General features: G+C 72.8%; 20 protein-coding genes. 10 read left to right on the plus strand and 10 right to left on the minus strand.

Annotated features, from left to right (window positions below):
• Nucleotides 1–9: 9 nt before the first annotated feature.
• Nucleotides 10–984 carry a carbohydrate kinase family protein gene (locus tag OIB37_RS10725; protein WP_330457328.1) on the minus strand — a complete coding sequence of 325 codons (975 nt, stop codon included), beginning with the start codon at nt 982–984 and terminating at the stop codon, nt 10–12.
• Between the two features lie 130 nt (nt 985–1,114).
• Here OIB37_RS10725 and OIB37_RS10730 point away from each other — a divergent pair, with 130 nt between their 5' ends.
• The gene (locus OIB37_RS10730) at nt 1,115–1,324 is read left to right on the plus strand and encodes a hypothetical protein (protein WP_330457329.1); all 210 of its coding nucleotides are present in this window, start codon (nt 1,115–1,117) and stop codon (nt 1,322–1,324) included.
• A gap of 273 nt (nt 1,325–1,597) precedes the next feature.
• Complete coding sequence (locus tag OIB37_RS10735; RefSeq protein WP_330457330.1) at nt 1,598–3,280, plus strand: hypothetical protein; 1,683 nt, start codon at nt 1,598–1,600, stop codon at nt 3,278–3,280.
• A 73-nt stretch (nt 3,281–3,353) separates the two neighbouring features.
• Here the strand turns inward: OIB37_RS10735 and erpA are convergent, their stop codons facing one another.
• Nucleotides 3,354–3,710: an iron-sulfur cluster insertion protein ErpA gene (erpA, locus tag OIB37_RS10740; protein WP_330457331.1), complete on the minus strand. Its 357-nt coding sequence runs from the start codon at nt 3,708–3,710 to the stop codon at nt 3,354–3,356.
• Nucleotides 3,711–4,035: 325 nt separating this feature from the next.
• On the opposite strand from erpA, the gene nadA reads away from it, so the two are divergent.
• On the plus strand, nt 4,036–5,220 hold the full coding sequence (gene nadA, locus OIB37_RS10745; RefSeq protein ID WP_330457332.1) for a quinolinate synthase NadA: 1,185 nt from the start codon (nt 4,036–4,038) through the stop codon (nt 5,218–5,220).
• Nucleotides 5,221–5,291: 71 nt separating this feature from the next.
• Here the strand turns inward: nadA and OIB37_RS10750 are convergent, their stop codons facing one another.
• The 5 genes from OIB37_RS10750 to OIB37_RS10770 form a co-directional block, all read right to left on the minus strand.
• Nucleotides 5,292–8,393 carry an efflux RND transporter permease subunit gene (locus OIB37_RS10750; RefSeq protein WP_330457333.1) on the minus strand — a complete coding sequence of 1,034 codons (3,102 nt, stop codon included), beginning with the start codon at nt 8,391–8,393 and terminating at the stop codon, nt 5,292–5,294.
• 163 nt (nt 8,394–8,556) lie between these two features.
• Nucleotides 8,557–9,240: a response regulator transcription factor gene (locus OIB37_RS10755; protein ID WP_330457334.1), complete on the minus strand. Its 684-nt coding sequence runs from the start codon at nt 9,238–9,240 to the stop codon at nt 8,557–8,559.
• Nucleotides 9,237–10,475, minus strand: a complete 1,239-nt coding sequence (locus tag OIB37_RS10760) for a sensor histidine kinase (RefSeq protein ID WP_330457335.1) — start codon at nt 10,473–10,475, stop codon at nt 9,237–9,239. The genes OIB37_RS10755 and OIB37_RS10760 overlap by 4 nt, the downstream gene beginning before the upstream one ends.
• Before the next feature lie 93 nt (nt 10,476–10,568).
• Nucleotides 10,569–10,847: a PspA-associated protein PspAA gene (gene pspAA / locus OIB37_RS10765; RefSeq protein WP_330457336.1), complete on the minus strand. Its 279-nt coding sequence runs from the start codon at nt 10,845–10,847 to the stop codon at nt 10,569–10,571.
• A 32-nt stretch (nt 10,848–10,879) separates the two neighbouring features.
• Nucleotides 10,880–11,659: a PspA/IM30 family protein gene (locus OIB37_RS10770; protein WP_330457337.1), complete on the minus strand. Its 780-nt coding sequence runs from the start codon at nt 11,657–11,659 to the stop codon at nt 10,880–10,882.
• A 326-nt stretch (nt 11,660–11,985) separates the two neighbouring features.
• Here OIB37_RS10770 and OIB37_RS10775 point away from each other — a divergent pair, with 326 nt between their 5' ends.
• The 3 genes from OIB37_RS10775 to OIB37_RS10785 all read left to right on the plus strand — a co-directional run bounded on the left by OIB37_RS10775 (nt 11,986) and on the right by OIB37_RS10785 (nt 14,805).
• Complete coding sequence (locus OIB37_RS10775) at nt 11,986–12,618, plus strand: DUF3043 domain-containing protein (protein WP_330457338.1); 633 nt, start codon at nt 11,986–11,988, stop codon at nt 12,616–12,618.
• 83 nt (nt 12,619–12,701) lie between these two features.
• Nucleotides 12,702–13,484 (plus strand): class I SAM-dependent methyltransferase, encoded by a 783-nt coding sequence (locus tag OIB37_RS10780; RefSeq protein WP_330457339.1) that lies wholly within the window; start codon nt 12,702–12,704, stop codon nt 13,482–13,484.
• A 250-nt stretch (nt 13,485–13,734) separates the two neighbouring features.
• Nucleotides 13,735–14,805, plus strand: a complete 1,071-nt coding sequence (locus OIB37_RS10785) for a S1C family serine protease (RefSeq protein WP_330457340.1) — start codon at nt 13,735–13,737, stop codon at nt 14,803–14,805.
• Nucleotides 14,806–14,906: 101 nt separating this feature from the next.
• Here the strand turns inward: OIB37_RS10785 and OIB37_RS10790 are convergent, their stop codons facing one another.
• Complete coding sequence (locus OIB37_RS10790; protein WP_330457341.1) at nt 14,907–15,119, minus strand: hypothetical protein; 213 nt, start codon at nt 15,117–15,119, stop codon at nt 14,907–14,909.
• A gap of 174 nt (nt 15,120–15,293) precedes the next feature.
• Between OIB37_RS10790 and OIB37_RS10795 the strand changes: the two genes are divergently transcribed.
• Complete coding sequence (locus OIB37_RS10795) at nt 15,294–16,496, plus strand: bifunctional adenosylcobinamide kinase/adenosylcobinamide-phosphate guanylyltransferase (protein ID WP_330457342.1); 1,203 nt, start codon at nt 15,294–15,296, stop codon at nt 16,494–16,496.
• A 439-nt stretch (nt 16,497–16,935) separates the two neighbouring features.
• Here OIB37_RS10795 and OIB37_RS10800 read toward each other — a convergent pair whose 3' ends face one another.
• Entirely contained in the window at nt 16,936–17,904 is a 969-nt protein-coding gene (locus OIB37_RS10800; protein WP_330457343.1) for a class I SAM-dependent methyltransferase, read from the minus strand.
• Nucleotides 17,905–18,037: 133 nt separating this feature from the next.
• Between OIB37_RS10800 and cobT the strand changes: the two genes are divergently transcribed.
• The 3 genes from cobT to OIB37_RS10815 all read left to right on the plus strand — a co-directional run bounded on the left by cobT (nt 18,038) and on the right by OIB37_RS10815 (nt 22,037).
• Nucleotides 18,038–19,192 (plus strand): nicotinate-nucleotide--dimethylbenzimidazole phosphoribosyltransferase, encoded by a 1,155-nt coding sequence (gene cobT, locus OIB37_RS10805; RefSeq protein ID WP_330457344.1) that lies wholly within the window; start codon nt 18,038–18,040, stop codon nt 19,190–19,192.
• A gap of 258 nt (nt 19,193–19,450) precedes the next feature.
• Nucleotides 19,451–21,241: a phosphatidylglycerol lysyltransferase domain-containing protein gene (locus tag OIB37_RS10810; protein WP_330457345.1), complete on the plus strand. Its 1,791-nt coding sequence runs from the start codon at nt 19,451–19,453 to the stop codon at nt 21,239–21,241.
• Nucleotides 21,242–21,251: 10 nt separating this feature from the next.
• Complete coding sequence (locus OIB37_RS10815) at nt 21,252–22,037, plus strand: hypothetical protein (RefSeq protein WP_330457346.1); 786 nt, start codon at nt 21,252–21,254, stop codon at nt 22,035–22,037.
• On the opposite strand, the gene OIB37_RS10820 is transcribed toward OIB37_RS10815, so the two are convergent.
• Complete coding sequence (locus OIB37_RS10820) at nt 21,977–22,741, minus strand: hypothetical protein (RefSeq protein WP_330457347.1); 765 nt, start codon at nt 22,739–22,741, stop codon at nt 21,977–21,979. The genes OIB37_RS10815 and OIB37_RS10820 overlap by 61 nt on opposite strands.
• Nucleotides 22,742–22,790 lie beyond the last annotated feature (49 nt).

Here is a 22,790-nt window from a genome sequence, read left to right on the forward strand (position 1 = left end):
GGTGCGTGATCAGGCCAGGTGCGCCTGGATCTCCTCGGCCGCCTCGAGCCCGTACGCCTTGGTGAACCGGTCCATGAAGTGCGCCCGGCGCAGCTGGTACTCCTGCGTACCCACCGTCTCGATGACGAGCGTCGCCAGCATGCAGCCGACCTGGGCGGCGCGCTCCAGGGAGACGCCCCACGCCAGCCCGGACAGGAAGCCCGCGCGGAAGGCGTCGCCGACGCCCGTGGGGTCGGCCTTGAGCTCCTCCTCGGGGCAGCCGACCTCGATCGGGTCCTCGCCGACGCGCTCGATGCGTACGCCGCGCGAGCCCAGCGTGGTGACGCGGTGGCCGACCTTGGCGAGGATCTCCTCGTCGCTCCAGCCGGTCTTGGCCTGGATCAGGCCCTTCTCGTACTCGTTGGAGAACAGGTACGTCGCGCCCTCCAGCAGTATCCGGATCTCCTCGCCCTCCATGCGGGCGATCTGCTGGGAGAAGTCGGCGGCGAAGGAGATCCCGCGGGAGCGGCACTCCTCCGTGTGGCGGAGCATGCCCTCCGGGTCGTCGGCGCCGATCAGGACCAGGTCGAGGCCGTCGACACGGTCGGCGACGGTCTTCAGCTCGATGAGGCGGGCCTCGCTCATGGCGCCGGTGTAGAAGGAGCCGATCTGGTTGTGGTCGGCGTCCGTGGTGCACACGAAGCGGGCGGTGTGCAGGGTCTCGGAGATGCGGACCGACTCGGTGTCCACGCCGTGCCGGTCGAGCCAGGCCCGGTACTCGTCGAAGTCGAAGCCGGCGGCGCCGACCAGGATCGGCCGGGTGCCGAGCTGGCCCATGCCGAAGGCGATGTTGGCGCCGACGCCGCCCCGGCGGACGTCCAGGTTGTCGACCAGGAAGGAGAGCGAGACCGTGTGCAGCTGGTCCGCGACGAACTGGTCGGCGAAGCGGCCGGGGAAGGTCATGAGGTGGTCGGTGGCGATGGAGCCGGTGACTGCGATGCGCACGACGGGCGTTCTCCTGCGGGAGGTGGGGTTGACGGTTCACGCTACCCGTTCACGGGCGGCCGTAGAAGTTGCCGAAACTACCCGATAGTAGATCTTTCTTCGCGGCGCTTCGCATGTCTACGGTGCCGTCATGACGAACCTCAGGGTCGCTTCCCCCGCTCCGGCCGACCTCGAAGGCGATTTCGCCTCGCTGCGCGGCGACTGTGCCCGGATGGCTCCGCGCTGGGCGGCTCCGGCGCACACCGACTCCCGTCCGGTGCCGCCGTCCCTGATCCACGGCGTGTCCGTGCCGGCCCGGTCCGCCCGGCTGCTGGACGCCATGTCGGACTACGGCGACTGATTCCCAGGGGCGCACTGACGGGAACCGTGCGCTCCCCTCGCGCGTCCCATCGCCGTCCCCCGTGCCGGGGACGCGGGACACCATCCAGCGAGGAGCGATGCGGTGAACACCGAGCGGCCGGAGAACCCCGAGAGCGCCGAGGAACCGGAGCCGCCCGAGGACACCGGAGCCCCTGAAGCCCTTGGCTCCCCGAAGACTCCGGCAGTCTCTGACTCCCCGGCAAGCCCGGCGCCCTCTGGCTCCCCGGTGACTCCGGCGCCCTCCGGGACTCCCGTGGCTTCAGAGCCGTCCGGAACTTCCGAGTCGCCCAAGACCCCTGCCGCGTCCGAGCTGCCCGAGGCTCCCAAGCCGTCCGAGGCTCCCAAGCCGTCCGGGACTTCCGAGCCGCCCGAGGCCCCTGCCGCATCCGAACCGCCCGAGGCTCCCGAGTCCTCCGAGGTCCACGGGGCCGACGAGGTCGACGAGGTCAGCGAGGTCGGCGGGGCTCCTCGGGCCGGTGAGGGGGGTGCCGGTGGGCCGGCCGGGTGGCGTCGCTCCCCCGTGGTCGTCGCGTCCGTGGCCGCCGCCGTGCTGCTGGCCGGGGGCGGTGGGGCGTACCTCGCCGCGGGCGCCGGTCCGGGCGGCCGTACGAGCCCCGGCGCATCCGGTGGCGGGGCCACTCCCCCGCTCCTCGCCCTGGACAGCGGTCCGGGGGGCGGCACGGAGGGCATCGCGCCCGGCGAGCCGGACCCGTACGGGGTGACGTACGTGGCCGCGGGGAAGCTGCCGGACGGGCCGGGCACGGCGCCGGTGTACGCGCCGCGGCGCGGGGTCGGCGAGGAGGCGGTGGCGCGGCTGGCGAAGGCGCTCGGGATCGAGGGGAAGCCGGTGGCCGAGGGCGGCGGCTGGCGGGTCGGCGGGGGTGGTGACGCGTCCGGGCCGGCGCTGCGGGTGAGCGGGGACGCCCCGGGCAACTGGACGTACAGCCGGTACGCGCCCGGCACCGACGACTGCCGGAAGGTCACCGTGTGCGCGCAGGACCCCGGTGCCCCGGCGGCCGCTCCGGTGAGCGCGGCGGCGGCACGGCGGGTGGCCGCGCCCGTGCTGAAGGCGCTCGGGCAGGACGACGCGAAGGTCGACGCGGGCCAGGTCATGGGGGCGCGGCGGGTGGTGAACGCCGATCCGGTGGTGGGCGGGTTCCCGACGTACGGCTGGACGACCGGGCTGACCGTCGACCAGCGGGGCTCGGTCGTCGGCGGCCACGGGCTGCTGGCGGCGCCGGTCAAGGGCGCCTCCTACCCGGTGCTGGGCGCGCGGCAGACGCTGGAGCGGATGAACGCGGCGCGGCCGGACGGCCATCGGATGGGCATCGGCGGCTGCCCGAGCCCCGTACCCCTGCGGGAGCGGCTGGAGCAGCCATGCGGCCGGTCCGCGCCGGCGTCCCGGGCGGGCACGGTCACGGTGGACGAGGCGGTGTTCGGGCTGGCCGCGCGGCCGGTCGGCGGGCGGCTGACGCTGGTGCCGTCCTGGCTGTTCCAGGCGCGGGGCGCGACGGCCCGGGGCGCCTTCACCGTGGCCGGTCCGGCGGTCGCCCCGGCGTACCTGACCTCGCCGTCGCCGTCGTCGTCGGCGCCCGTTCAGGAGCCGACCTCGGGGCCGGCCTCGGGACAGACCTCGAAGCCGGTGGCACGGGACGTGCCGGCGGACGGCTACACGGCCGGCGGACGGAACCTGGCCGTGAGCTTCACGGGCGGGGTGTGCGCCACGTACGCGGTGTCGGTGAAGGAGAGCGCGGAGCGGGTGACGGTGACGGTGACCGAGCGGTCCCGGCCGCACACGATGTGCGTGGCCATGGCCAGGTTCTATGTGCGGACCGTGCGGCTGGACGCGCCGCTGGACGGCCGGACGGTGGTCGGTGGCGACGGCCGGCCGGTGCCGGAGGGCGGGCCGGGGGCGTCGGGGCGGCCGGCGCGCTGACGCGGGCCGGGACGCACGAAGGCGGCGGCCCCGTCAGGGAGTCCGCCGCCTCGTCCGTCAGGCCTTGGCCCGATCAGCTGAAGGAGTCGCCGCAGGCGCAGGAGCCGGTCGCGTTCGGGTTGTCGATCGTGAAGCCCTGCTTCTCGATCGTGTCCACGAAGTCGACGGTGGCGCCGCCGAGGTAGGGGGCGCTCATGCGGTCGGTGACGACCTTGACCCCGTCGAAGTCCTTCACCACGTCGCCGTCGAGCGAGCGCTCGTCGAAGAAGAGCTGGTAACGCAGGCCGGAGCAGCCGCCGGGCTGGACGGCGACACGCAGGGCGAGGTCGTCGCGACCCTCCTGGTCGAGCAGGGCCTTGACCTTGGACGCGGCGGCGTCGGTCAGGATGATGCCGTCGGTGACGGTGGTGGTCTCGTCCGATACGGACATCTACATCTCTCCCGGGTTGTACGGAGACAGCTTTCCGACGAGTGCAACCGGTGCGTCCGCGGATTCATTCCGCGCCGGGCATTCGCGTGGTCGCGTTCTGCTTCTCTCCTCATGCTCGCACATGGCCGCGAGCACGGACAGCGGCACGGACGGCGGCACGGGACGGGACCCGCCCGGTCCGGGTGGGCCGGTCCGGGTGGGCCGTGCGGCGGGGAGCGCCTGCGCGGGATTCATGTCACATGGACGTTATGGGCATCGTCAAAGTGACGTGAAGCAGTTATGATAGATAGCGTCAGTTAGACGAAAAGTAGAAAGGGTGCGTGTCGTGACCACCGCCCAGACCCCGGAACTCGACGTACAGCCGTCGCCGTTGGCTCTGCTGCTCCTCGGCCGTGAGGCCGACCCGAAGAGCGAGCGGGGCGTCGAGTGCCCCGGAGACCTGCCGTCGCCGTCCGACCCGGACCTGGTCGCGCGCGCCCGCGCGGCCAAGGAAAAGCTCGGCGACAAGGTCTTCGTACTCGGCCACCACTACCAGCGCGACGAGGTCATCCAGTTCGCCGACGTCACGGGCGACTCCTTCAAGCTGGCCCGGGACGCGGCCGCACGCCCGGAGGCCGAGTACATCGTCTTCTGCGGTGTGCACTTCATGGCCGAGTCGGCGGACATCCTGACCTCCGACGACCAGAAGGTCGTCCTGCCGGACCTGGCCGCCGGCTGCTCGATGGCCGACATGGCGACGGCCGAGCAGGTCGCCGAGTGCTGGGACGTGCTGACCGAGGCGGGGATCGCCGAGCAGGTCGTACCGGTCTCGTACATGAACTCCTCCGCCGACATCAAGGCCTTCACCGGCAAGCACGGCGGCACCATCTGCACCTCCTCCAACGCCGAGCGGGCCCTCGAGTGGGCCTTCGAGCAGGGCGAGAAGGTGCTGTTCCTGCCCGACCAGCACCTCGGCCGCAACACCGCGGTGCGGGACATGGGCATGTCCCTGGAGGACTGCGTCCTCTACAACCCGCACAAGCCCAACGGCGGGCTGACGGTGGAGCAGCTGCGCGCCGCGAAGATGATCCTGTGGCGCGGCCACTGCTCGGTCCACGGCCGCTTCAGCCTGGACTCGGTCGACGACGTGCGGGAGCGCATCCCCGGCGTCAACGTCCTCGTCCACCCCGAGTGCCGGCACGAGGTCGTGGCCGCGGCGGACTACGTCGGCTCGACCGAGTACATCATCAAGGCGCTGGAGGCGGCCCCGGCCGGCTCCAAGTGGGCGATCGGCACGGAGCTGAACCTGGTCCGCCGCCTGGCGAACCGTTTCGCGCCCGAGGGCAAGGAGATCGTCTTCCTCGACAAGACGGTCTGCTTCTGCTCCACCATGAACCGCATCGACCTCCCCCACCTGGTCTGGACCCTGGAGTCGCTGGCCGAGGGCACCCTGGTCAACCGCATCCAGGTCGACCAGGAGACGGAGGCGTTCGCCAAGCTGGCGCTGGAGCGGATGCTGGCGCTGCCGTAGCCGGCTCCGCACATGACAGAGGCCCGCCTCCCCAGGACTTGGGGAGGCGGGCCTCTGTCATGTGGTGCCGGTCAGACGCCCGCGGGCTCCAGCACCTCCGCCTCCGGAGCCGCCTTCTTCGCCGCCCGCTTCTTCGCCCGGCGCTCCTTGCGGAGCTCCAGCATCGCGTAGAGCGTGGGGACCAGGAGCAGGGTCAGCAGGGTCGACGAGATCAGACCGCCGATCACGACCACGGCCAGCGGCTGGGCGATGAAGCCGCCCTCGCCGGTGACGCCCAGGGCCATCGGCAGCAGGGCGAAGATCGTCGCCAGGGCCGTCATGAGGATCGGGCGCAGCCGGTGACGGCCACCCTCCACCACGGCCTCGACGACGCCGTGGCCCTGCGCGCGGTACTGGTTGATCAGGTCGATCAGCACGATCGCGTTGGTGACCACGATGCCGATCAGCATCAGCATGCCGATCATCGCCGGGACGCCCATCGGGGTGCCCGTGACCACCAGGAGGCCGATGGCGCCGGTCGCCGCGAACGGGATGGACACCAGCAGGATCAGCGGCTGGACCAGCGAACGGAACGTCGCGACCAGCAGCATGAAGACGATCGCGATGGCCGCCAGCATGGCCAGGCCCAGGTTCTTGAAGGCGTCGCTCTGGTCGGAGGAGACGCCGCCGATCTGAGCGGTGGCACCGGCCGGGAGCTTCAGGGCCTTGATCTTCGCCTGCAGCTTGGTGCTGACCGCGCCGGTGTTCTCCCCGGTCGGCCGGGCCTTGATGGTCGCGGCGCGCTGTCCGTCGATACGGGTCATCGACACCGGCCCGTCCACCACCTTCACGGTGGCGACGTCGCCGAGCTTGACCGGGCCGAGGCGCAGGTTCTTCAGCTGGGCCAGGGTCGTGGCCGGCTTCGCCGACCGCACGACGACGTCGCGCTCGGTGTCGTCGAGGACCGCCTTGGCGACCGTCGTACCGCGTACGGCCTGCGCGACCGCGGCGCCGAGCTTCTGGTCGTCGAACCCGGCCGCGGCCGCCTTGGCGTTCGCCCTGACCGAGATGCGCGGCACGCTCTGCGCGAGGTCGCTGCTGACGTCGGTGACGTCGCCGAGGCCGGCGACGGCCGAGCGGACCTGCTCGGAGGCGGTCTTCAGGGTCTTCGGGTCGGCCGACTTGACGGTGACGCTGAGGTCCTGGTTGCCGAAGCCGTCACCGGCGGACACGGTGGTCGTGCCGATGCCGTCCAGCTTCTTCAGCCCGGCCTCCAGGTGCTTCTGCACGGAGTCGTACGACTTCGAGTCCTTCAGCATGACCTGGTAGGAGGCCTGGTTGGTGGAGGTGCCACCGCCGAAGGCGGCCATGAAGCCGGAGGAGCCGATGGTGACCTGGTAGTCCTTGACGCCCTCGGTGCCGGCGAGCAGAAGCTCGACCTTGCGGGTCTGGGCGTCGGTCGCCGCGAGGCTGGTACCGGGCTTCAGCTGCTGCTTGACGGTGAGGACTTCCTGCTCGCCCTGGTCGAAGAAGTTCGTCTTGAGCAGCCCGCCCATGCCGAACGTGCCCAGCAGGACGACCACCGCGATCAGCACGCTGGTGAGGCGGCGGCGGGTGGCGAAGCGCAGGACGGGGACGTAGAGGCGCTGGAGGCGGCTGTTGGCCTCCTTCTCCTCGGCCCGGCGGCGGGCCTCGTCGGCGTCCTCGGGAGTGCCCTTCGGGGCGCGCAGGAACCAGTACGACAGCACCGGGACCACCGTCAGCGACACCACGAGCGAGGCGAGCAGGGCCGCCGTCACGGTGATGCTGAACGAGCCGAACAGGGCGCCCACCATGCCGCCGACCAGGCCGATCGGCAGGAAGACGGCGACGGTGGTGAGGGTCGAGGAGGTGACCGCGCCGGCCACCTCGCGCACGGCGCCCAGGATGGCCTCGCGGCGCTCCTCGCCGTAACCGAGGTGGCGCTTGATGTTCTCCAGAACCACGATCGAGTCGTCGACGACCCGGCCGATGGCGATGGTGAGCGCGCCGAGGGTGAGCATGTTCAGGGACAGGCCCCGGGTCCACAGCACGATCAGCGCGAGCACGACGGACAGCGGGATGGACACCGCGGTGACCAGCGTGGAGCGGACCGAGGCCAGGAAGACCAGGATGATCAGGACCGCGAAGAGCAGGCCGAGCGCGCCCTCCGTGGTCAGACCCTTGATGGACTTCGAAACGGCCGGGCCCTGGTCGCTGACGACCGTGAGCTTCGCGCTCTCGCCGAGGTCCTTGCGCAGGCCCGGCAGCTTGTCCTTGACGGCGTCGGAGATGGAGACCGCGCTGCCGTCGTGGTCCATGGTGACCATGACGGCGAGGCTGGGCCGGCCGTCGGTGCGGGTGATGGAGTCGGCCGGGGCGGGCCGCTGCGCGACGGTGGCCACGGAGCCGAGGCGTACGGCCTTGTGGCCGCCCTGACCGATGACCGTCAGGTCCTGGATCTGCTTCAGCGAGGTGAAGCCGCCGCCGACCTGGACGGTGCGGTTGGCGCCGTTCTCGTCGAAGGAGCCGGCCGGGACGGTCGCGCCGCCGGCCTGGAGGGCCTGGCCGAGGGCGGCGGGGGTGAGGCCGGCCTTGGCGAGCTTGGCGTTGTCCGGGGTGACGGCGACCTGGACGTCGCGTACGCCCATGACCTGGACGCGGCCGACGCCGCTGATGTCCTTCAGGGACGGGACGACCGTCGTGTCGAGCTGGTCGGCGAGCGCCTGCTGGTCCTTGTCGGAGGTGGCGGCGAGCACCACGGCCGGCATGTCGTCCGTGGACCCGGAGACGACCTGCGGGTCGACGCCTTCGGGCAGCTGGCCGCGGACGCGGTTGACGGCCTGCTGGACGTCGGTGACCAGCCGCTTGGTGTCGTTGCCGTAGTCGAAGGACGCCATGATGACGGCGTTGCCCTCGCTCGCGGTGGAGGTGACGCCGCTGATGCCGTCGACGCCCTGGAGGTTGTTCTCGATGGGCTCGACGACCTGCTTCTCGACGACGTCGGGCGAGGCGCCCTGGAAGGGCACGACGACCGAGACCACGGGCAGTTCGATGGTGGGCAGCAGCTGCTGCTTGATCTGGGGTATCGCGATCAGTCCGAAGACGAGCGCGATGAGGGACATCAGGCCTATGAGGGCCCGTTGCCCGAGGCTGAACCGGGACAGCCAGGACATGGGTGTGGGATCTCTCTTCTTCTGTGAGCGGCAGAAGCTCGTAGGGACGCACTGGTGCGCGCCCACCCCACCACCCTGAGCCATCCCGGAGGACGATTCCGTAGGCTCCAGGTCCATTTCCGGACCGGCCGCCTACTCCCCCCGCAGTACGAGCGGGTGGAGGTCAGTCCATCCTCGGACGGACCAGCCCCGACTCGTAGGCGATGACGACCAGCTGGGCCCGGTCCCGGGCGCCGAGCTTGGCCATGGCACGGTTGACGTGCGTCTTCACCGTCAGCGGGCTGACCTCCAGGCGTTCGGCGATCTCGTCGTTGGACAGACCGGCCGCGACCTGGACGAGCACTTCGCGCTCGCGGGAGGTGAGCGCGTCCAGGTTACCGAAGCGCTCCGGGTCCGGTCCCGCGCCGTCGGCGCCGCCCTGGGCGAGGAAACGCGCGATCAGGCCCTTGGTGGCGGCCGGGGACAGCAGCGCCTCGCCGCCGGCGGCGAGGCGGATGGCGTTCAGCAGCTCCTCGGGCTCACTGCCCTTGCCGAGGAAGCCGGAGGCGCCGGCGCGCAGGGCCCGGACGACGTAGTCGTCCACCTCGAAGGTGGTCAGGATGACCACCCGGACCTGGGCGAGGGCGGGATCGGCGCTGATCAGGCGGGTGGCGGCGAGTCCGTCGGTGCCGGGCATCCGGATGTCCATGAGGACGACGTCGGCCTTCTCCTCCTTGGCCAGACGTACCGCCTCGGCTCCGTCGGAGGCCTCCCCCACCACGGCCATGTCGGGCTCGGACTCGACGAGCACCCGGAAGGCGCTGCGCAGCAGTGCCTGGTCGTCGGCGAGCAGGACACGGATGGTCATACGGGCTCCCCCTGGGCCGTCGCCCCGGAGGACCGGGACTGGCGGGTCTGGAGGGGCAGGATCGCATGGACGCGGAAGCCGCCGCCGTAGCGGGGGCCGGTGGTCAGGGTGCCGCCGAGGGCGCTGACCCGCTCCCGCATGCCGAGCAGTCCGTGCCCGCCGCCGCGCGCGGGTACGGGGGCGGCGCCCGAGCCGTCGTCGAGCACGGTGACCTCGATGTCGCCGCCCACGCGTACGACGCTGACCTCGGCCTTCGCCTCGGAGCCAGCGTGCTTGCGCACGTTGGTCAGGGCCTCCTGGATGATCCGGTAGGCGGCCAGATCGACGGGTGAGGGCAGTTCGGTGTCCTGGTCGGCGCGGGCCACCTCGACGGGCAGTCCGGCGTTGCGGAAGGTGCCGGCGAGGTCGTCGAGGCGGCTGAGGCCAGTGGCCGGTTCGGTGGGCGCCTCGGGGTCGCCGGACTGGCGCAGCAGACCGACGGTGGCGCGGAGTTCGTCGAGCGCCGAACGGCTGGCCTCGCGGACGTGCGCGAGGGCCTCCTTGGCCTGGTCGGGCCGCTTGTCCATGACATGGGCGGCGACGCCGGCCTGCACGTTGACCAGGGCGATGTGGTGGGCGACGACGTCGTGCAGGTCGCGGGCGATGCGCAGGCGCTCCTCGGCGACCCGGCGGCGCGCCTCCTCCTCGCGGGTGCGCTCGGCGCGTTCGGCGCGCTCGCGGATGGCCCGGACGAAGGCGCGGCGGCTGCGGACGGCGTCCCCGGCGGTGGCGCCGATGCCGGTCCAGGCCACGAGGACGAGGTTCTCCTGGGCGTACCAGGGCAGCGGTCCGCCGAGCATCGCGGCGGCCGTCAGCACGGCCATCGTGAGCAGGCCGATCCGCCAGGTGGTGGCGCGGTCGGTGGAGGAGGCGACCGTGAAGAGGGCGATCACGGCGGCCATCGCGACGGGGGCGCGCGGGTCACCGGTGACGCACTCGATCACGGAGAGGCCGCCGGTGACGGCGAGGACCGTCCTGGGGGCGCGCCGGCGCGGTACGAGCGCGGCGGCCGCGAGGACCATCAGCAGCAGGCTGAGCAGGGCCGGGGCGCGTTCGCCCCAGACCACTCCGTGCCGGCCGTGCGGTGCCGCGAAGGACCCGGCGATCATGCACAGCAGCACCACCGCGGCGAGGGCCGCGTCCAGTGCGAGGGGGTGGGCCTTGAGGCGGCACCAGAGGCGTTCCAGAGTGCTCACCCGGAAACAGTACGGGGGCGGGGCGGCGACCGGAATCGGCCGGGAGGCCCGTCCCCGGCCACCGGGCCCGACCCGGGACCGGCCCGCCCGGGTTCAGCCCGGGATCAGGCCGTCGTCGCTGAGCATCTCCCGGACCTCCGCCAGGGTGGCGTCCGAGGCCGGGAGGATCAGTTCCGAGGGTTCCAGCGCGTCGTCCGGCAGCGGGGTGCCGAGCCGGCGGACGGCGTCGAGGAGGCTGGTGAGGGTGCGGCCGAAGCCCTCCTCGTCACCGTTCTCCACCTCCGCCATCAGCTCGTCGTCCAGCTTGTTGAGCTCACTGAAGTGGGAGTCGTCCAGCCTCACCTGGCCCTCCCCCATGATCCGTACGATCACGTCGGCCTCCTCGGCTCGGTCCCGGCGCCCGGCTACTGCTTGTCGAAGCGCGGGGTGTCCTGCGGCTGCTGCTGGGACCGATCCTGGCCGTTTCCGCCCTCGATCGCCTGCTGCGGGGCGCCTCCGGCCAGCTCGGCCTTCATGCGCTGCAGTTCCAGCTCTACATCCGTACCACCGGAGAGCCGGTCCAGCTCGGCCTGGATGTCGTCCTTGGCCATGCCGGACTGGTCGTCCAGGGCGCCGGAGGCGAGCAGCTCGTCGATGGCGCCGGCGCGGGCCTGGAGCTGGGCCGTCTTGTCCTCGGCCCGCTGGATGGCGAGGCCGACGTCGCCCATCTCCTCGGAGATGCCGGAGAAGGCCTCGCCGATGCGGGTCTGGGCCTGGGCGGCGGTGTAGGTGGCCTTGATGGTCTCCTTCTTCGTACGGAAGGCGTCCACCTTGGCCTGCAGGCGCTGGGCCGCGAGGGTGAGCTTCTCCTCCTCGCCCTGGAGGGTCGCGTGCTGCGTCTCCAGGTCCGTGACCTGCTGCTGGAGGGCGGCGCGGCGGGACAGTGCCTCGCGGGCCAGGTCCTCCCGGCCGAGCGCGAGCGCCTTGCGGCCCTGCTCCTCCAGCTTGCCGGACTGGCTCTGGAGCTGGTTGAGCTGCAGTTCGAGGCGCTTGCGGGAGGTCGCCACGTCGGCGACGCCGCGGCGCACCTTCTGCAGCAGCTCCAGTTGCTTCTGGTACGAGTAATCGAGGGTCTCGCGCGGGTCCTCGGCCCGATCCAGGGCCTTGTTCGCCTTCGCGCGGAAGATCATCCCCATACGCTTCATGACACCGCTCATGGGCTTCGCGCGCCCCCTTCTGACGGACTCCAGCTCACAGATCCTGCGACAGAACCCACAGTACGGGCCCCGCCTCCATTACCGCACCGTTAGGGGAGTGATGCGCTCATCCCCAAGGACGACTGCCGTCCTCGCAGCTCCGGCGTGAGGAGTAGGTGGCCCCCGGTATCGGGCCCTGGCGGGCCCCTCGGCGACCGCCGGGTGAAGCGCCGGCGACGTCCCTGTGTTCCTGCCTGTTGCCCCGCCTGTTGTTTCTGTCTGTGCCCCTACAGACGTCCGGTGTTGCCGGATCGTTCCCCGCCGGACTGGGGTCCATGCGGGTGAAGCCCGTACCCTTGGGTTTTGTGTTCCGAAGCCGTGCCAAGGATGAGAAGGCCCCCGCCGACAAGGCGCAGGTGACCGACTCCAATCAGCCCCGCGACCCGCAGGCCCCCAAGGGCAGGCCCACGCCGAAGCGCAGTGAGGCCCAGTCCCAGCGCCGCAGTGTCGCCAACACCCCGACGTCCCGCAAGGACGCCGGCAAACGCCAGCGCGAGGAGCGCCGGCTGGCGATGGAGCGTCAGCGCCAGGCCCTGGCCAGCGGTGACGAGCGCTATCTGCCGGTCCGCGACAAGGGCCCGGTCCGCAAGTTCGCCCGTGACTGGATCGACTCGCGCCTCAACGTGGCGGAGTTCTTCCTGCCGATGGCCGCGGTGATCCTCGTGCTCACCGTGGTGAAGGTGCCCTCGATCCAGACCATCGCGCTGCTGCTGTGGCTCATCGTGATCGTGGGAATCGTGCTGGACTCGGTCTTCAGCGGTCTCCGTCTGAAGAAGAGGCTGGCCGAGCGCTTCCCCGGCCAGACCAAGAACACGCGGGGCGCGGTCGCCTACGCCCTGATGCGTTCCCTCCAGATGCGCCGGCTCCGGCTGCCGAAGCCGCAGGTCAAGCGCGGAGAGCGGCCCTGAGCGCAGACGCGATCACCGGGGGGACGGCCGCGGCCTGGCTGAACAAGCTGGGCAGGCTGCGTGATGTCGTACGCCGGGAACTGGTGTCCCGGCAGCTCGACGAGCAGATAGCCGGGCACTTCCCGGTCGGTCAGCGGCTGCGGGTGCTCGACGTGGGCATGGGCCAGGGCACGCAGGCCCTGCGGCTGGCCCGGCTCGGTCACCAGGTGACCGGGGTCGAGCGGGACGCCACGATGATCGAGGCCGCCCGGCAGGCCCTCGCCCGGGAGCCGGAGGGCATCCGCGAGCGGGTCCGGCTGGTGGAGGGCGATGGCCAGGACACCGGCGTGCACTTCCTGCCCGGCAGCTTCAACGTGGTGCTCTGCCACGGCGTACTGATGTACGTGGAGGAGCCCGACCCGCTGGTGGCCGGGCTGGCCCGGATGCTCGCGCCGGGCGGCCTGCTGTCGCTGCTGGTGCGCAACGGCGACGGGCTCGCGATGCGGGCGGGGCTGTCCGGGGACTGGGCGGCCGCGCTGGCCGCGTTCGACTCCACCGCGTACCTCCCCCATGCCCGGACGGGCTCAGACGACTTGGACGACTCGGTCGACCCGGTCGACCCGGACGACCCGGACGGGGAGACCCCCGTCCGCCTCGGCCCGGACGTACGGGCCGACCGGCTCGCGACGCTCACCGCCACGCTCGCCGGCATCGCCGCCCCGCTGCGCGCCTGGTACGGCGTACGGGTCTTCACCGACACGGCGGCGGACGACGCGGAGATCCCGGACGACCTGGAGACGCTGCTGGCGGTGGAGGAGCGGGCCGGGCGGACGGACCCGTACCGGGGAGTCGCGGCGCTGCTGCACCTGTGCGGCGTACGGGGCTGAGGCCCGCACTGGCCCGCGACGCACGACTGAGGCCGCGTCGGCCCGCGACGCACGGCTGATTCCGTCCGGCCCGCGACGCACGGCCCGGCCGCGTCGGCCCGCAGCGCACAGCTGATTCCGTCCGGCCCGGAACACACGGCTGCCCCGGTCCGGCACGGAGGCCGGCCCCGTCCGGTGTGGAGTGACCGGCCGAGCCCGTTCGGGCGTATACGGCGGGCTCGGACATTCCCCTCGAAGCGACACTCGGGGCATGGACCCTTCCCGTACCCGTTCCCTCACCAGGGGTGCCCCGGTCGCCGTGCTCGCGTGCGCCGCCGTCCTCCTCGGCGGCTGCTCCGAGCCGGCGGCGCCCGCGAAGAAGGACACCGCGACCACCCGGGCCACGCTGCCGATGGCCGCGGAGGACCTGCAGAACCGGTACCAGAAGGTGATCAAGGAGGTCCTGCCGTCGGTCGTGCAGATCCAGGCGAGCCATGACCTCGGCTCCGGAGTGGTGTACGACGAGCAGGGCCACATCGTGACGAACGCGCACGTGGTCGGCCCGGAGAAGACCTTCCAGGTGACCACGGCCAACAGCGAGGAGCCGCTCAGGGCCGCCCTGGTCTACTCCTACCCGGAGCAGGACCTCGCGGTGATCAAGCTGGACAGGGTGCCGCCCGGGCTGAAGCCCGCGGCGTTCGGGGACTCCGAGAAGGTGGCGGTCGGCCAGATCGTGCTGGCCATGGGCTCTCCCCTGGGGCTGTCGTCCAGCGTGACGCAGGGCATCGTGTCGGCGACCGGACGGACCGTCAGCGAGGGCGACGCCGGCGGCGGCACGGGCGCCACCATCGCCAACATGGTGCAGACCTCGGCGGCCATCAACCCCGGCAACAGCGGGGGCGCGCTGGTCAACCTCGACGGGCAGGTCATCGGCATCCCGACGCTGGCCGCCGCGGATCCCGTCCTCGGCGGCAGCGCGGCGCCCGGCATCGGGTTCGCCATCCCGGCCTCGATGGTGCGCACGGTCGCCGACCAGATCGTCAGGACCGGCAAGGTCGTCGACTCGGGCCGGGCCGCGCTCGGCATCACCGCGCGCACGGTCGTCGACGACCTCTACCACCCGGCCGGTGCCGCGGTGGTCACCGTCACCCCCGGCGGCCCGGCCGACAAGGCGGGGCTGCGGCCGGGCGACGTGATCACCAGGCTGGGCGGCGACAAGGTCGCCACGACCACGAGCCTCTCCGAGGCGTTGGCCGGGGCCAAGCCCGGGCAGCGGACGACGGTGACGTTCCTGCGCGACGACCAGGAGCGCACGGCCGAGGTGGCACTGGGCGAGCAGTGAGCCGCGCGAAGCGGGGAAGCGGGGATGCGCGAGGGCGCAGGGTGCCGGGGGGTGAGGGAGTGAGGAGGGCGGGCCTCCTCGCCTCCCTCCCCGTGGCGGGGCTACTCCGCGTCGGCGTGCAGGCTCATCGGGCCGTAGATCTCGGTGCCGTCGTCGAACAGCCGCACCTGGTCCGCGCCGCCCTCCAGCAGCGCCTTCCACTCCTCGCCGATCCAGGACTCGGCGTCCCCCTGCGTGGTGAACTCCTCGGGCTGCACCGCGGGCTGGACCTCCGTCCCGTCGGCCTTCTCGAACCGCCACGTCCATGCCGCCATGTGGGCCTCCTTCGATCCAACGCCTGTGCGCAGGGTATGCGCTCCACCGGGTCCGCCGTCAGAGGTGGTGGATCAACCGAGGCCGCCCGGCGGAGCCGCGTACCGGTGCCGTCCCGCTCCCCTTAGGGCGCGGCAGAGGAGCGGCGCCTGCGAGAACAGGTGAAAATCGGTCCCGTGGAAGTGACTCTGCTCGGTACTGGTGCCCCCATGGGACTGCCCCGCCCCGGCTGTCCCTGTGCTGTCTGCGCGACCGCGCTCGGGCCCGACGCGCGGGCGGCCACCGCGTTGCTCGTGGACGGGACGCTGCTGCTCGATCTGACGCCCGGGGCGGCGTTCGCGGCGGCGCGGGCAGGGCATTCGCTGGGCGGGGTACGGCAGGTGCTGCTGTCGCATCCGCACGACGGGCCGCCCGTGGAGGTGCCGGCCGGGCTGCCGCAGCCCGGCCGGGTGCCGGACGGGCGCGAGTTGGCGCTGCTGACGGGGCATCGGGTGCGGGCGGTGGCGATGGACGCGGGCGGCACCGGGTACGCGGTGACCGGGCCCGACGGGCAGCGACTGCTGTACCTGCCGCCGGGCGGGGCTCCGGCGGGCCTGGAGGAGGGGACCGCGGAGTCGTACGACATGGTGCTCGCCGACGTCGTGGGGCGCCCGGACGCGCTGGCGCGACTGCGGGCGGTCGGTTCCGTCGGGCCGACCACGGACGTCGTCGCCGTCCACCTCGACCACGACGTGCCGCAGGGCGCGGAGTCGCGGCGCCGGCTCGCCGCCGCGGGGGCACGGGCGGTGCCGGACGGTACGACGCTGGTGGTGGGGGCGTACGAGGATGTGCCGGACGTGCCGCGCCGGACGCTGGTGCTGGGTGGGGCGCGGTCGGGGAAGTCGGTCGAGGCCGAGCGGCGCCTGGAGGCCTTCCCGGACGTGCTGTACGTGGCGACCGGCGGGACGCGGGGCGGGGACACGGAGTGGGCGGCCCGGGTGGCCACGCACCGGGAGCGGCGGCCGGGGTCGTGGCGTACGACGGAGACGACCGATCTCGTGCCGCTGCTGGCCGAGGAGGGGCCGCCGCTGCTCATCGACTGCCTGTCGCTGTGGCTGACGGACGTGATGGACTCGGTCGGGGCGTGGGACGACGCGGAGTGGGCGGGCGGCGGTGAGAAGGCGCTGCGCGAGCGGGTGCGGGAGTTGACGTCCGCTGTGCGCGGGGCTCGGCGGACCGTGGTGGCCGTGTCCAACGAGGTCGGGTCCGGGATCGTCCCGGCCACCGCGTCCGGGCGGCGGTACCGGGATGAACTGGGGCGGCTGAACGCGACGTTCGCGGGTGAGTGTGAGCAGGTTCTGCTGGTGGTGGCGGGCCAGGCGGTGGTGTTGCGGGGCTGAGGATTGCGGTTGGCGGTTGGCGGTTGGCGGTGCGGTCGTCTGCCGGGTGCGGGTGGTCTGTGGCTGGTCGCGCAGTTCCCCGCGCCCCTGAGGGGTGACCGTGCGGTCGGCTGTGGGGGCGGCGTCGGTTGTGGCGGTGGATCGGGCCGTGCTCCCGTGCGGGTGGTCTGTGGCTGGTCGCGCAGTTCCCCGCGCCCCTGAGGGGTGGCAGTGCCGTTGGCTGTGGGGGCGGCGTCGGTTGTGGCGGTGGATCGGGCCGTGCTCCCGTGCGGGTGCGTGGGGGCTGGGCGCGCAGTTCCTCGCGCCCCTGAGGGGTGACCGTGCCGTTGGCTGTGGGGGCGGATCGGTTCGTGTGGGCGGGGCTGCGGTGGTTTTTAGGGGCGCGGGGAACTGCGCGACCGGCCACAGCGTGCCCGCGCCCGGGCGACGTACCGCGGGGTCATCCCTCCCTACGTGCCACGAGGCGATACGTGTTGGAGAGGCGGGTGCGGCGGGCGATCGGGGCCAGGGTGTGGTCCAGGGCCGAGGCCGCCGCCAGGGCAGGCGTGGCCAGCCGGCGCAGGACGGGCGGGAGGTCGGTCAGGGCCAGGGCGAGGGCCGCCGACAGGTCGGACGGGAGGTGCGGGGCCCCGCGGTCGGTGGAGACGACCGTGCAGCCCTGTGCCTCCAGTTCCGCGCGGAGGTTGGCCAGCGGCATCAGATGGAGGTGCCGGGGCCGGCCGTGCGGCAGCCACCACCTGCCGAGGAGCGCCGCGAACGCGCAGTCCGGGTCGGGGACTTCGACGACCAGGTGACCGCCGGGGCGCAGCACGGCGAGCGCGGCCCTGAGTTCGGCGCGCGGATCGGGGACGTGCGCGAGGTGGTGGAACATGCTGAGCACGTCGTAACGGGCCCGCAGCCGCTCCACCGTCCCCGGGGTGGTCAGCCGGCCGCGGTGGGCCTCCTCGACGCGCCCCTCGACCAGCGCCCGGACCACGTTGGCCGACGCGTCCAGTCCGTCGAAGCTGGTGTACGGGAAGTACTCCTTGGCCGCCTCGGGGAAGCGGGCGTGCCCGGTGCCCACGTCCAGCCAGCTCTCCGGGTCGGCCGGCACCGTCAGGGCCCTGGCGGTGGCCCGGTGCCGGCGGCGGACCGCGCGGGCGGACAGCAGCCGCCCGGTGAACTGTTCGTGCCGCTCGTGGAAGTCCCGGTGGTGGACGGCGAGGCCCTCCGCGGTGGGCCGGGGGTTCTGGAAGGCGTGCCCGCAGTCGCCGCACTCGTCCAGGACGAAGGTGCCCGGCCGGCCCCCCAGTGGGTCCGGAGCGCGCAGCCGGGTACGCAGCCGCGGGGAACCGCACCAGGGGCAATCCGCCCGGCGTGGTTCCAGATAGGGGTCGGTGACCTGTGAGGTGAGGGCCGAGGACGACATGGGCGGCTCCCTGTGCGACATTCCGCTGCGAACCGGAACGTATGGGATACCGATCTTGGGTGCAAAGACGCCATGCGGATGTGCTGCCGGTGTGGCGCGGACGCGTCCGGGGGCTGGCGGTACTGTTCCGCGAATGAGCAGGATTGATCTCGACGACTTCTCCGATCTGATCGAGCGCCCGGACGGCGGCGTACGCCGTGAGGCCGAGGCCCGGCGGGAGCGCCAGGTCGTGCCGCCCGGGTCACTGGGGCGCCTCGACGAGCTGGGCGAGTGGCTGGCCGCCGCACAGGGCGTCGTACCGGTACGGCCGGTCGAACGGCCGCGGGTGATCCTCTTCGCCGGCGATCACGGGATCGCCGGACTCGACGTCTCCGCGCGGCCCGCGGGCGGCGCCGCGGAGCTGGTGCGGGCGGTGCTGGAGGGCGGCAGCCCGGTGTCGGTGCTCGCGCGGCGGCTGGAAGTGCCGGTGCGGGTCGTGGACATGGCCCTGGACTGCCCGTCGGACGCCTTCCCCGAGGATGTCGTACGGCACCGCGTACGGCGCGGCAGCGGCCGTATCGACATCGAGGACGCGCTGACCCTGGAGGAGGCCGAGGCCGCCTTCCTGGCGGGTGTCGCCGTCGCCGACGAGGAGGCCGACTCGGGGACGGACCTGGTGGTGCTCGGCGATGTGAGCGTGGGCGGGACGACGGCCGCGGCGGTGCTGGTCGCCGCGCTGTGCGGGACCGACGCGTCGGTGGTGACCGGGCGCGGCGGGCTCGCGATCGACGACCTGGCGTGGATGCGCAAGTGCGCGGCGATCCGGGACGCGCTGCGCCGGGCCCGGCCGGTGCTCGGGGACCAGATGGAGCTGCTCGCCACCGTGGGCGGGGCGGACCTGGCGGCCATGACCGGGTTCCTGCTGCAGTGCGCGGTACGGAAGCTGCCGGTGATCCTCGACGGGGTCGTGGCCGCCGCGTGCGCGCTGGTCGCCCAGCGGGTCGCCTTCCGGGCGCCGGACTGGTGGCTGGCGGGGCACGGCAGCGGGGAGCCGGGCCAGGCGAAGGCCCTGGACCGGATGGCCCTGGAGCCGCTGCTGGATCAGGGCGTGAAGGTCGGCGAGGGCGTGGGTGCGCTGCTCGCACTGCCCCTGGTCCGCGCCGCCGCCGCACTGGCCGCCGAGCTGCCCGAGAAGGCCGAGAAGGCCGAGAGGGCCGACGCTGAGGTCGAGGCCGGGCCCGAGGTCGAGGCCGAGAAGGGCACCGACGCGGAAGCGGAGGAACGCGCGACCGAGCCGGAAGAGGCGTAGCCGAACCGGAGCGCGCGACCGAGGCGGAGCACGCGGCCTGGGCGGAGCACGCGGCCGGTCATGACCGGCGGTCCGGTCGCCGCCGGCTGCACCAGTCGCCGCCGGCGGTCCGCCCGCCCCGCGCCGCCCGGTGCCGACCGCTGCCGACCGCTGCCGACCGCTGCCGCCGCGGCGGAAACGTGCGCGGACATGCGCCTGGCAGGCCCGCCGCCCCGAATAGCGCGGTTCGCGACTGAGGCGCCCATATGATCCTCCCCCATGGGAGATGCCCGAATTGTCGTGGAACAGCAGGCCGCGCCGGGGCGGCGGTCCAGCGGGGCCTCCCGTCGGGCCGCCGCGTTCGCCGTCTGGTATCTGCGGGCCGTCACGTTCGTCAACTTCCTCAGCGCGGTGTGGGTGTCGCTGGGCCAGGACGTGCGCCGGCACAACCAGGAAGACCTCTTCACGCCGTACCTGCTGACGGCGGGCTTCGCCTCGGGCGTGTTCACCGCGTTCCTGGCGATCACGATGCGCCGCCGCAAACGGGCCGCGTGGATTCTCAACCTGGTGCTGAGCGGCCTGTTCCTGGCTCTGTTCGCCTTCGCGATGGCGTTCCCGGAGATCCGGCGGTACGCGCAGAACTGGATCTCGCTGGTGCTGACGGCCGCCTTCGTGGCCGCGCTGCTGGCCGGGCGCCAGGAGTTCTACGCCAAGGGCGACCGGTCCAACCCGCGGCTCGCCGCCACCGTGGCCGTCGTCGGCGGTCTCGCCGCGTCGCTGCTGGCCGCGCTGGTGGTGACGGTCACCAACCAGGCGCCGGACGCGGCCCGTTCGACGTTCCTGGAACGCTGGCACTACGGCACCCTGCGTCTGGTGTCGGTGGCCGCCGACGAGTCCCGCTTCCCCGGGATCGACCCGCCCAACTGGGCCAACGTGGCCGTCAACGTCCTCAGTACGGCCCTGCTCCTCGCCGTCCTGTACGCCGCCTTCCGCTCCCGGCGTGCCGTCGACCCGCTCACCGAGGACGACGAGAAGCGGCTGCGGACGCTGCTGGACGGGCACGGCGAGCGGGACTCGCTCGGCTACTTCGCGCTGCGCCGGGAGAAGAGCGTGGTGTGGTCCCCCACCGGCAAGGCGGCGGTCGCCTACCGGGTGGTCGGCGGGGTGAGCCTGGCCTCCGGGGACCCGCTGGGCGACCCGGAGGCGTGGCCCGGGGCGATCGTGCCGTGGCTCGCCGAGGCGCGGGCGCACGGGTGGATCCCGGCCGTGATGGGGGCGAGCGAGGAAGCGGGGACCATCTACGCCCGGCACGGTCTGGACGCGCTGGAACTCGGTGACGAGGCGATCGTGGAGGTCGCCGAGTTCACGCTGGAGGGACGGGCGATGCGCACCGTCCGGCAGGCGTACAACCGGGTGAAACGGGCCGGGTACCAGGTGCGGATCCGGCGCCACACGGACATCCCGGCGGACGAGATGGCGTACCTGATCGAGCGTGCGGACGACTGGCGGGACGGGGCGACCGAGCGCGGGTTCAGCATGGCGCTCGGCCGGCTCGGGGACCCCGCGGACGGGCAGTGCGTGATGCTGGAGTGCACCGACGCCGACGGCAGACTGCGGGCGCTGCTGTCCTTCGTGCCGTGGGGGCCGCACGGGCTGTCCCTGGACCTGATGCGCCGGGACCGGGACTCCGACAACGGGCTGATGGAGTTCATGGTCCTCGACCTGCTGCGGCGCGCCGGGGAGATCGGCGTCACGCAGGTCTCGCTCAACTTCGCGATGTTCCGGTCCGTCTTCGAACGCGGGGCGCGTCTCGGCGCGGGTCCGGTGCTGCGGCTGTGGCGGTCGCTGCTCAGCTTCTTCTCCCGCTGGTGGCAGATCGAGTCGCTGTACCGGGCCAACGCCAAGTACCGGCCCATCTGGGAGCCGCGGTTCCTGCTCTTCGAGAAGAGCGCGGACCTGCCGCGCATCGGGCTCGCCTCGGCGCGCGCGGAGGGCTTCCTGGCGACGGGACCCGTGGCACCGGGGCTGCCGAAGTGGCTGCACCGCAGGCATCTGGACACGCACCGATAGGGAGTGCCCGATGAACAGGTTCGCCCGCTGGGCCCGCGAGGAGTGGGGGCCGCTGTACGACGCCGTGCGCGAGCCTCTCCTGAAGCGGGGTCCCAGGGCGGTGCCCATGACCCTCGCCGCGGTGTGTCTGACCGCCGTCCTGCAGTACGTGCAGAACCAGCCGTGGGGGTTCGGGTTCGTCCAGGATGCGGGCGCCGTACGCGCCCAGGACCCGCTGTGGCCGGCCCTGTTGCGCACCCCCCTCTCCCTGTACGTGCCGGCGCTGGACCTGCCGGTATGGGGGGCGCTGGCGCAGATCCTGTTCGTGTTCGGGATCGCCGAGGCGTGCCTGGGCTGGTGGCGGACCCTGGGCATCGCCTACGTCGCCACGCTCGCCGGGACGCTGTACGCGCGCGTCGGCGTCGCGCTCGGCCCGCACGCCCCGTTCGGCCTGCCCGCCACCGACACCCAGGTGGTGGACACCGGACCGTCCGCGGCCGTGGTGGCCCTCGCCGTGTTCGTGGCCTGGCGGTACGGCGCCTACGTCACCACGGGTGCCGTCACCGCCGCGATGGCGGCGGAGCTGCTGTTCAAGGACAACCTGGCGGGCAAGGAGCACCTGGCCGCGCTGATGGCCGTCGGAACGCTGTGCCTGGTGACGGCGGTGCGGCAGCGGCACGGGCCCGGACACCGGCGGTGGGACCGGCACCGGCACGGGTACCCGGTGCGGCACGGCGGGACCGGGTCGCGGCTCGCTCAGTGGCGGCCGGGCAGCCGGGCCGGGCGCGGGTCGGGCCTGCCGCCGATCCAGTCCTGAACGGCGCGTCTGGGCCCGGCCCAGCGCCGGTCGTGGTGGTAGGCGCGCAGGGCGGACCGGGCGCGGGCGCGGGGGCGGCGGCCGTAGAAGCGGCGGGCCCACAGGGAGCCGGGGCGGGCGAGGCGGGCCGCGCCGACGAGCGCGAGCAGGGGCACGACCGTCCCGAAGATCGCGATGCGGACCTTGCCCTTGCTCAGGGCGACGAGCGAGAAGACGAAGTTCGCGACGAGCGTGACGATGACACCGCCCCGGTCCTGGAGTTCCTCCTGGGTCAGGTCGTTGACGCCGAACGGGGAGAAGCCGGCCAGCAGCAGGCCGACCAGGGCGGCGGTGAGCGCGACGACCTCGACGCTCTTGCGGCCCTCCTCGCTCCAGTAGACGTCGTCCAGGTGCAGGATCAGCGCGAACTCGTCCAGGACCAGCCCGGCGCCGATGCCGAACACGACGGCCGCGATGGCCCCGCCGGCGCCGTGCCGGTCGCTGGCGACCGCGCCGAAGCCGCCGACGACCGTGAGGACGACCCCCGGCACCACGTGGTGGATGTGCAGTCCGCCCGCCTTGACGTTGCCGAACGGGCCCTTGCCCGCCCGGATCAGACGCGTGATGACCCGGGTGACGACGAAGGTGAGCACGAAGGCGGCGAGGGCCAGCAACAGCGGGAGCTTGCCCGGTTCCAGGATGTTCCGCTCCCACCAGTGCCCCATGTGCGCACTTTATCCCCGGCTGGATCAGGTGGCCTCGCGAGCGCCGGGT

It is taken from the genome of Streptomyces sp. NBC_00820 (genome assembly GCF_036347055.1).
Taxonomy (GTDB): domain Bacteria; phylum Actinomycetota; class Actinomycetes; order Streptomycetales; family Streptomycetaceae; genus Streptomyces.